Origin of the sequence: Sphingobium sp. 15-1, assembly GCF_013375535.1 — a bacterium.
Classification (GTDB): domain Bacteria; phylum Pseudomonadota; class Alphaproteobacteria; order Sphingomonadales; family Sphingomonadaceae; genus Sphingobium; species Sphingobium aromaticivastans.
Genome location: NZ_JABXJG010000001.1, coordinates 571,221 through 579,503 on the forward strand (window position 1 = coordinate 571,221; position 8,283 = coordinate 579,503).

At 63.9% G+C, this 8,283-nt stretch carries 8 protein-coding genes; 6 read left to right on the forward strand and 2 right to left on the reverse strand.

Translation table 11 applies throughout. The features are described 5' to 3' along the window. Window positions 1-63: 63 nt before the first annotated feature. Window positions 64-723, reverse strand: a complete 660-nt coding sequence (locus tag HUK72_RS02685; protein ID WP_176595408.1) for a response regulator transcription factor — start codon at window positions 721-723, stop codon at window positions 64-66. Beyond that, window positions 720-2,429, reverse strand: a complete 1,710-nt coding sequence (locus HUK72_RS02690) for a sensor histidine kinase (protein ID WP_255325762.1) — start codon at window positions 2,427-2,429, stop codon at window positions 720-722. The genes HUK72_RS02685 and HUK72_RS02690 overlap by 4 nt, the downstream gene beginning before the upstream one ends. A 186-nt stretch (window positions 2,430-2,615) precedes the next feature. Between HUK72_RS02690 and recO the strand changes: the two genes are divergently transcribed. The 6 genes from recO (at window position 2,616) to HUK72_RS02720 (ending at window position 7,854) form a co-directional block, all read left to right on the forward strand. After that, entirely contained in the window at window positions 2,616-3,350 is a 735-nt protein-coding gene (gene recO / locus HUK72_RS02695; protein WP_176595410.1) for a DNA repair protein RecO, read from the forward strand. Window positions 3,351-3,518: 168 nt separating this feature from the next. Continuing rightward, entirely contained in the window at window positions 3,519-4,565 is a 1,047-nt protein-coding gene (leuB, locus tag HUK72_RS02700) for a 3-isopropylmalate dehydrogenase (protein WP_176595411.1), read from the forward strand. A gap of 24 nt (window positions 4,566-4,589) precedes the next feature. After that, window positions 4,590-5,798, forward strand: a complete 1,209-nt coding sequence (gene metZ, locus HUK72_RS02705; RefSeq protein ID WP_176595412.1) for an O-succinylhomoserine sulfhydrylase — start codon at window positions 4,590-4,592, stop codon at window positions 5,796-5,798. A gap of 33 nt (window positions 5,799-5,831) precedes the next feature. Continuing rightward, window positions 5,832-6,230 (forward strand): Co2+/Mg2+ efflux protein ApaG, encoded by a 399-nt coding sequence (gene apaG / locus HUK72_RS02710; protein ID WP_176595413.1) that lies wholly within the window; start codon window positions 5,832-5,834, stop codon window positions 6,228-6,230. After that, window positions 6,227-7,018, forward strand: a complete 792-nt coding sequence (locus HUK72_RS02715; protein ID WP_176595414.1) for a LysR family transcriptional regulator — start codon at window positions 6,227-6,229, stop codon at window positions 7,016-7,018. The genes apaG and HUK72_RS02715 overlap by 4 nt, the downstream gene beginning before the upstream one ends. A 176-nt stretch (window positions 7,019-7,194) precedes the next feature. Further along, window positions 7,195-7,854, forward strand: a complete 660-nt coding sequence (locus tag HUK72_RS02720; protein ID WP_255325596.1) for a tetratricopeptide repeat protein — start codon at window positions 7,195-7,197, stop codon at window positions 7,852-7,854. Window positions 7,855-8,283 lie beyond the last annotated feature (429 nt).

Consider the following 8,283-nt stretch of genomic DNA (forward strand, 5'->3'; position numbering starts at 1 on the left):
GGACCCCGGGTCAAGCCCGGGGTGACGAAGCGAGGCATGGCAGGAAACCACCCCTTCAGCCTTCTAATGCTCCATCCCGACGGCGGGCATTTCGCTGTCCATCGACATCATCATGATGATCAGCTCGGAGCGCGACTTGATATTGAGCTTCTGGAAGATGCTGTGCAGGTGCACCTTCACTGTGCCCTCGGTCAGTCCGCAACGCCCGGCGATCTCCCGATTGCGCAGGCCGGCGCGGATCAGGCCGGCGATCTCCAGCTCCCGATCCGTCAGCACCGCCAGGACGTTGGTGTCGTTGGCGGGCGCGGAAATGCTGTGCACCAGCGCCTGTTCCATGACGAAGGGTGCAATGCTCTTGTTGCCGTTCATCACCTGCTGAATGCAGGACAGCAGGTCGTTGGGATCACTGTCCTTCAGCACCACGCCGTCGACGCCCAGCTTGATCGCCTCCAGCGTCTGTTCCGGACGGATATGCACGGTCATGAAGATCACCGGCACCGTGCTGCCGCTGTTCCGGATCGCGGACAGGATCGCAAGGCCGCCGCCGCTCTTCATGCTGACGTCCAGGATCAGCAGATCCGGCTCGCCCGCTTCCATCCGCTCCAGCGCCTCTTCGACCGACCGGGCGCAGAATAATATGTCATGGCCATGGGAGTTCAGGAACTGCGCCATGCCATCCAGGAAGATCGGATGATCGTCGACTATCGCAATCTGGGCCATCATATCGGAGACCTTGGTAAAGAGGTTGGTAGTCTGATCGAAATCAGTGAATTCATGCTTAAGTTATGAAAATACGCCGTTCCGCCGATTTTGCCCAGCCGCTTCATGATCGACTGAGACTGGAGTTCGAAGTCGCCGGTATAGCTTTCTTTGGCGACGGCCAGCGGCCCCGGATTATCCTTCAGCGCGATCAATATCTCATCGTCGACCTGGGCGATGGAGACGGTGATATGCCGCGCATTGGCGTGCTTCACCGCATTGGCGGCGGCTTCGCGGATCAGATATTCGACCTCCGCCGCGGTCTCGGCCGATACGGTCATGGAGCGCTCGACCAGATTCAGGCGGCAGTCGATCGCCCATTGCAGCGCGATGAAGCGGCAGCATCGCTCGACCTCCCGGCCCAGGTCGACGTCGCTTTCCGCCGGGACCGGGCTTTGCTGGCTGAGCAGGCGGCGCAAATGGGCCTGTTCCGCCGTCACCAGCTCTTCCATCGACTTGAGTTCCGCCAATTGTCCGGGGACGTCCGCATCCGCCAGACCGTGGATCGTGGTGACGAGACGGACGCGCAGCGCCGCCAGCGTCTGCAGCACGCTGTCGTGCAGATCGCGGCTCAGCGCCTGACGCGCTTCGGCAAAGGTCCGCTGGCGCCAGGCAAGGAAGAAGAAATGCCGTTCGAGGAAAAGGTCGATCCCCTCCTGTATGCGCAGGCAGCGCAGCAGCACGGCGGGCGACCAGCCATGGCTGGTCCCGATGAACAGCCGTCCGCGCAATTCCCCCGCCTGGATGTGGAAGCTCGCGCCCTGGCCGGGGCCGAACACGTCCGATATGGTCTCGGTCAGGTCCGCCGCGCGCTCGTTCCGCAATATGCCAAGGCGGCTGCGCAGCAGCAGCCGGGGCGATTGGGTGGAATAGAGGAAGGGCGCTTCCCGCGGCGTCACGTTCGACAGGCCGTCAATCTGCTTTTGCGGCAGGATGATATGGCGCGGGCCCTCCGCATCGGTCAATTCGCAATGGACGGCGGTGTCGTCCGTCATTTCCCAGATGAACGCGCAATAGCGGGAGTTCATCAATTGGGAGACCTGCTCCACCAGAAATTGCGCCAGCGATTTCTGGAAGGAGAGGCCGACGCCTTGCAGCCGCTCCGTCCAGCTTATCAGCCGTTGCTCCAATATGTTCATGCTCAGCATCGATGCCGCGATGACGCATCCGATGACGATGGTCAGGCTGTCGATGGCGCGATCCACGGCAGGCACATGGCGGGCCGGAACCCATGCCTCATAATAGCCGCGGGCGATGAAGGCGACGACCAGGCACAACCCCAATATGACGAGCGCGCCCCGCCCGAAACGGTCGGACGCCGACCATGCGACGAAGAACAGGCATCCCAGCGCCGCGATCTGCAAGGGGTCGCACAGCACGATGACCGTCAGGAAAACGATCAGGTCGAATATCAGGAAGATGGGGCGCAGCAGCAACCCTAGCGGCGGCGTCAGCGAATTTTGCGCGATGCTGATCGCCGTCCATGTCCACACGGCAGCCTTCAGCAGCAACGCCGTATGGGCGAATTCCGGTTCGTTGCTGAACATCGTCGCGATCTGCCAGGTCGCGGCAGCCGAAAAGGCGACGCGGGATATGGCGAAACCCAGCGTCGGTGAACGTCCCAGCCAAAGCACCAGGCGGTCCATCGCGGAAGAAGACGCCAAGGGCATATGATACATGGCGAAATTTGTCCCCCGACAAGTCCCCGGCGATAATTGTGCGCATGACCTGATGGAAAAGCAACCTATATCGAATGGCAGAAGGCTGGAAAACAGCGATTCTGCACGATTTCGGGACAGTTCGCTCCATGCCGGGCGTGGATGGCGCTGCGGGCCGTTGACCGGTAAGAGGGCGGCATGGCGACGCTGATCACCCCGGCCCTTGTCTGTGCCTTGCGGGCCCATGGCGAACATGGTGCGATCGCGCGGTTGCTGACGCCCGATCATGGCCTGCTTCCCGGCTATGTGCGGGGCGGACGCTCGCGCCAGTTGCGGCCGGTGCTGCTGCCGGGCAACGCCGTCAAGGCCGAGTTCCGCGCCCGGACGGAGGAGCAACTGGCCGGGCTGACCGTGGAGCTGGAGCATAGCCGCGCCCCCCTGCTGGCCGAGCCGCTCCCCGCGGCGGCGATCGACTGGGCCTGCGCATTGACGGCGGTCGCCCTGCCGGAAGGGACGCCCTATCCTGCGCTTTATCAGGCGCTGGACGGGGTGCTGGGTGCAGTGGAGGCGGCGCCGGCGGCAAGGGGCTGGGCGGCGGCGCTGGTCCGTTATGAACTGCTGCTGTTGGCCGAGCTGGGCTTCGGGCTGGACCTGACCCGTTGCGCGGCGACCGGCGGGAATGACGACCTCGCCTATGTCAGTCCCCGCAGCGCGGCGGGGGTCAGCCGCGCAGGCGCCGCCGGTTATGAGGACCGGCTGCTGCCTTTGCCCGCCTTTTTGCTGGAGGGCGGGGCAGGGGATTGGCCTGCCATATTGGACGGGCTGCGGCTGACCGGCTTCTTTCTCGAACGGTCCGTCCTCACCGATTGGCGCGTCGATGTGCTTGCGGCGCGGGAGCGCTTGGTGGACAGGCTGAAAAGAGCGGTTGCCTGAATTTTAGCGGTTGGTGTTCCTGCGAAGGCAGGAACCCAGTTCCAACGCCCGAGCCGTGTTCCTGCCTTCGCAGGAACACGCCGCGCCTCCTTCTCCTCCTCGCCTAAACGCTTGCGCTGGCGGCGGCGGCTTCATAAGGGGCGGCGACGCGTTTTTAGGAGGTGCCCCATGTTGATCGCCCTGTTCCCCGGAGACGGTATCGGTCCCGAGATCGTCGCGCAGGCGAAGCGCGTGCTGGACGCGCTGGCGATCCCCGGCATCACCTATGAGGAAGGCTTGGTTGGCGGCGCGGCCTACAAGGCGGTCGGCCATCCGCTGCCGCCCGAGACGCTGGAGCTGGCGAAGCGCGCCGACGCGATCCTGTTCGGCGCGGTGGGCGATCCCGATTGCGACTCGCTGGAGCGGCATCTGCGCCCGGAACAAGCGATCCTTGGTCTGCGCAAGGAACTGGGCCTCTTCTCCAACCTACGCCCGGCGAAGGTCTTCCCCGAACTGGCCGACGCCTCCGCGCTCAAGCAGGAGGTGGCGAGCGCCATCGACCTGCTGATCGTGCGCGAAACCAATGGCGACGTCTATTTCGGTGAAAAGGGCATGCGCAAGACGCCCGAGGGCCTGCGCGAAGGCTATGACATCATGTCCTATAATGAGGAGCAGGTGCGCAAGATCGCGCATCAGGGCTTCCAGGCGGCGCGGGCGCGCCGGGGCAAGCTCTGCTCGGTGGACAAGGCCAATGTGCTGGAAACCAGCCAGCTTTGGCGCGACGTGGTGATAGAGGTGTCGGCGGACTATCCCGATGTCGCGCTCAGCCACATGTATGTGGACAATGCCGCGATGCAGCTCGTGCGCAATCCGGGCCAGTTCGACGTCATCGTCACCGGCAACATGTTCGGGGACATCCTCTCGGATCAGGCGAGCATGTGCGTGGGTTCCATCGGTATGCTGGCTTCGGCCACGCTCAACGACAGCAACCAGGGCCTCTATGAGCCGATCCACGGTTCCGCGCCCGACATTGCCGGGCAGGGCAAGGCCAATCCGCTGGCAACGGTCCTGTCGGCGGGCATGATGCTGCGCTACTCGCTGAACCTGCCGGAACAGGCCGACCGCATCGAGGCCGCCGTCGCCAAGGCTCTGGCGAACGGAGCCCGCAGCTTCGATCTGGGCGGCACGATGAGCACGGTCGAAATGGGCGACGCGGTTCTCGCGGCGCTCAACTGAGGCCAGAAATACAAGGGTGGCAAGATGAAGCGCAAGAGCGGGCAGAACCCCGAAATCACCCGGAACTGGCGTCCGGCCACTCTGGCGGTGCGCGGCGGCAGCGCCCGTACCGAATATGGCGAGACGTCCGAGGCGCTGTTCCTGACCAGCGGCTACAGCTACGACCGGGCGGAGGACGCCGCGGCGCGCTTCGCGGGCGAGCAGCAGGGCATGACCTATTCGCGCCTCCAGAACCCGACGGTGGAGATGCTGGAAAAGCGCATCGCCCTGCTGGAAGGCGCCGAAGCCTGTCGCGCCACCGCGACCGGCATGGCGGCGATGACGGCGGCGCTGCTGTGCCAGTTGTCGGCGGGCGACCATGTGGTCGCGGGCAAGGCGCTGTTCGGTTCCTGCCGCTGGCTGACCGACACGTTGCTGCCCAAATTCGGGATCGAGACGACCACCGTCGACGCGACCGACAATGCGGCCTGGGAAGCGGCGGTGCGGCCCAACACCAAGGTCTTCTTCTTCGAGACGCCGGCCAATCCGACCATGGACGTGGCGGATCTTGCCGCGATCTGCGGCATCGCCAAGGCGCACGGCATCACCAGCGTGGTCGACAACGCCTTCGCGACGCCCGCGCTCCAGCGGCCGATGGAGTTCGGCGCCGACGTGGTGGCCTATAGCGCGACCAAGATGATGGACGGGCAGGGCCGCGTGCTGGCTGGCGCGATTTGCGGCACGGAAGAGTTCATCATCAACACGCTGCTGCCCTTCCACCGCAACACCGGGCCGACGCTCAGCGCGTTCAACGCCTGGGTCGTGCTGAAGGGGCTGGAGACGCTGGACCTGCGCATCCGCCGCCAGAGCGAGAATGCGCTCAAGGTCGCGAAATTCCTTGAAGGCCGGGTGGCGAAGGTTCTCTATCCGGGCCTCGAAAGCCATCCGCAACATGCCCTTGCGTGCAAGCAGATGGACATGGCTGGTCCCATCTTCTCGCTCTATGTCGGCGGCGGCCGGGCGGAGGCGCACGGTCTGCTCAATGGCCTGGAACTGGTCGACATCAGCAACAATATCGGTGACTCGCGCTCGTTGATGACGCACCCGGCCTCCACCACCCATTATGGCATGGCGGAAGCGGCGCGGCTGGAGGTCGGCATCACCGAGGATATGCTGCGCTTGAATGTCGGGCTGGAAGACCCGGAGGATGTGATCGAGGATCTGGATCGCGCCCTGAAGTCGATAGGCCGTTGACGGAACAGGGGGGAAAGGCGCATTTCTTACCCTGTGAACGCACTTTTCCCCTTCCACGCGACCACGCGTGACGTCAACGTCCATGTGGCCGTCACCTTCCTGCCCGAACAGTCGGAGCCGGACCGGGGCCGATGGTTCTGGGCCTATCATATCCGCATAGAGAATGACGGGGATCAGCCGATCCAACTGCTGACCCGTCACTGGATCATCACCGATGGGCGGGGCACGCAGCATCGGGTCGACGGAGACGGCGTGGTCGGAGAACAACCCGTGGTGCAGCCGGGCAAAAGCTATGATTATGTGTCGGGCTGCCCGCTCAACACCCCGACCGGTTCGATGAAGGGCCATTATCACATGATCGGCGCGAGCGGCGAGACGTTCGACATTGCCATCCCCCATTTCGCGCTGATCGCGCCGGCGGTGGCTGAATGAAGCGTACCCATTTGCCGCTGAACGGCCTGCGCGTGCTGGATGCGGCGGCGCGGCACCTGTCCTTCACCCGCGCCGCTGATGAGCTGGCGGTGACGCCTGCCGCCGTGGGCCAGCAGATTCGCGCCTTGGAAGACCTGCTCGGCGTCGTGCTGTTCCGCCGCACGCCCAAGGGGTTGGAACTGACCCCGGAAACCGAAGCGGGCCTTGCCGCCCTGCGCGCCGGTTTCCTGGAGTTCGAGGAAGCGGTGCGCGCCATGCAGGCGGGCCAGTCCAGCAGTTCGCTCACCATCGCCGCGCCGCGCGACATCACCGCCAAATGGCTCCAGCCGCGCCTCGCTGGCTATGCCGCCAGCCAGCCGGACCTGAAGTTCGCGCTGGTCGCGGCGGACGAGACGCTGGACTTCACCGAAGCCAATCTCGACCTCGCCCTGCGTCTGGGCGAGGGCCCTGGCGACAATGAAGGGATCAAGCTGGGCGAAGCGTCGTTCGTCACCATCGAAGCGGCCGAAGGCGGTCCCGACCATCGCATCGAATGGCCCGGCTGCCCCAAGGGAGACGCGCCCGCGATGATCCGCGTGGCCGATGCGGGATTGGCGATCGAGGCAGCGGCCAACGGTTTCGGCCATGCCTGCGTGCCGATTCTGCTGGCGCAGGCGGACATTGCTGCGGGGCGGGTTAGGCAGGTTGGCGATGCGACACCTTCGCCGCTCGCCTATTGGCTGATCGCGCCCTTGCCGCAATGGCGGCAGAAAAAGGTCAAGGCGCTGGTCGAGGCGCTGACGGGGTAATATAGAGAATGGAAACATACTCCTGCCTTTGCAGGAGCACGTTGCGCTCAAGCTGATGGATGTCCATCCGGTCATGCTTGCACTTTCTTAAGCCTGTTGCGCATAGCATCCGCCGGAAAGGGATTGGGAGAGTAGCCTTGGGCAGCGGCAAGAGAGTCTGGACAGTTGGCGGTGCCTTGCTGCTCAGCCTTGCGACGCCCTCATATGCGCAGGCCCCCTATGTGCCCGACCTCACCGAAGCGCGGGAAAAGGAGTGGCGCAAGCTGGTGGCGACGTCCCAGGCGGCCTATGCATCCGGCAAGCCAGCGGAGGGCGTCGATCCGGCGCGCAAGGGGCTGGCGCTGGCCGACGAGCTGTTCGGGGCGGACGATCCGCGTACGCTGATTTCCGCCAATGATCTGGCGCTGCAACTGGATTCGACCGGCCGTTACCGGGAGGCGGAAAGCCTGTACCGCCGTGCGTTCGACAGCTATTTGCGGACACGGGGGGAGGATGATCCCAACACCCAGCTCGCCGTTGAAAATCTGGTCGATTTCTACATGGCGCGCAAACGCTATGACGCGGCGGGGCCGCTGGCCGATTATGCGCTGCGCAGTTTTCGGCGGACCACGGGATCGGCCAGCTTGCGCAGCCAGCGGATGGAACAGATCATCGCCGCCATGCCGAAACCGGCCCCGGCAACATCCACGCCGGCCCCATCCGAAACAGCGGAGGGGACGGTAGTGAATAACCCGGATCAGACAGCAACGCCCCCGGCTGAACCAGCGCAGCAAGTGAATAATGTGGAAAAAGCGCCGTCCCCGACAGTGGAAGCGATAGACGAACAGCGTCCTTGAGCACGCATATCCTTGTCTTTCGGCCCCTGGTCTTGATGAATTAACCTTGGATATAAGTCATCGGGGTAATTGTTAAAAATAACGCAGCCGCTATTCCTGATTCTCGTCGGAGGGGGGTTGATTTTCCATAGCTTATCGCCAGTCACAGGCCGACTGGACGAAGCCGGGGAAAGGAAAGCACGGCTCCGCAAGATAAGTCTATGGGTCGCAATTCGGGCGGGCGGCTGGCTGCACAAGCCAGTCGCCCGTTTCCATTCACGCCATTGCGCGCCAATCCTGCCGGTGCGGCCCCGCCGCCTCTTCCCAATGACAGGAACGCCGTTTCAGGGGATTTCCGAATACGCCGGGGGAGCCATCGACTCGTCCGAGTCGCATATGTCGTAAGCCTTGTTTATTAACCAAATCCGAGTTCAGAATAGGCTAAAGGAT

What these genes read in the sequence shown, in the direction of transcription:
- HUK72_RS02690 (WP_255325762.1), bottom strand. Translation starts at nt 2,429, where the DNA reads ATGCCCTTGGCGTCTTCTTCCGCGATGGACCGCCTGGTGCTTTGGCTG.
- leuB (WP_176595411.1), top strand. Translation starts at nt 3,519, where the DNA reads ATGTTGATCGCCCTGTTCCCCGGAGACGGTATCGGTCCCGAGATCGTC.
- recO (WP_176595410.1), top strand. Translation starts at nt 2,616, where the DNA reads ATGGCGACGCTGATCACCCCGGCCCTTGTCTGTGCCTTGCGGGCCCAT.
- HUK72_RS02715 (WP_176595414.1), top strand. Translation starts at nt 6,227, where the DNA reads ATGAAGCGTACCCATTTGCCGCTGAACGGCCTGCGCGTGCTGGATGCG.
- HUK72_RS02685 (WP_176595408.1), bottom strand. Translation starts at nt 723, where the DNA reads ATGATGGCCCAGATTGCGATAGTCGACGATCATCCGATCTTCCTGGAT.
- metZ (WP_176595412.1), top strand. Translation starts at nt 4,590, where the DNA reads ATGAAGCGCAAGAGCGGGCAGAACCCCGAAATCACCCGGAACTGGCGT.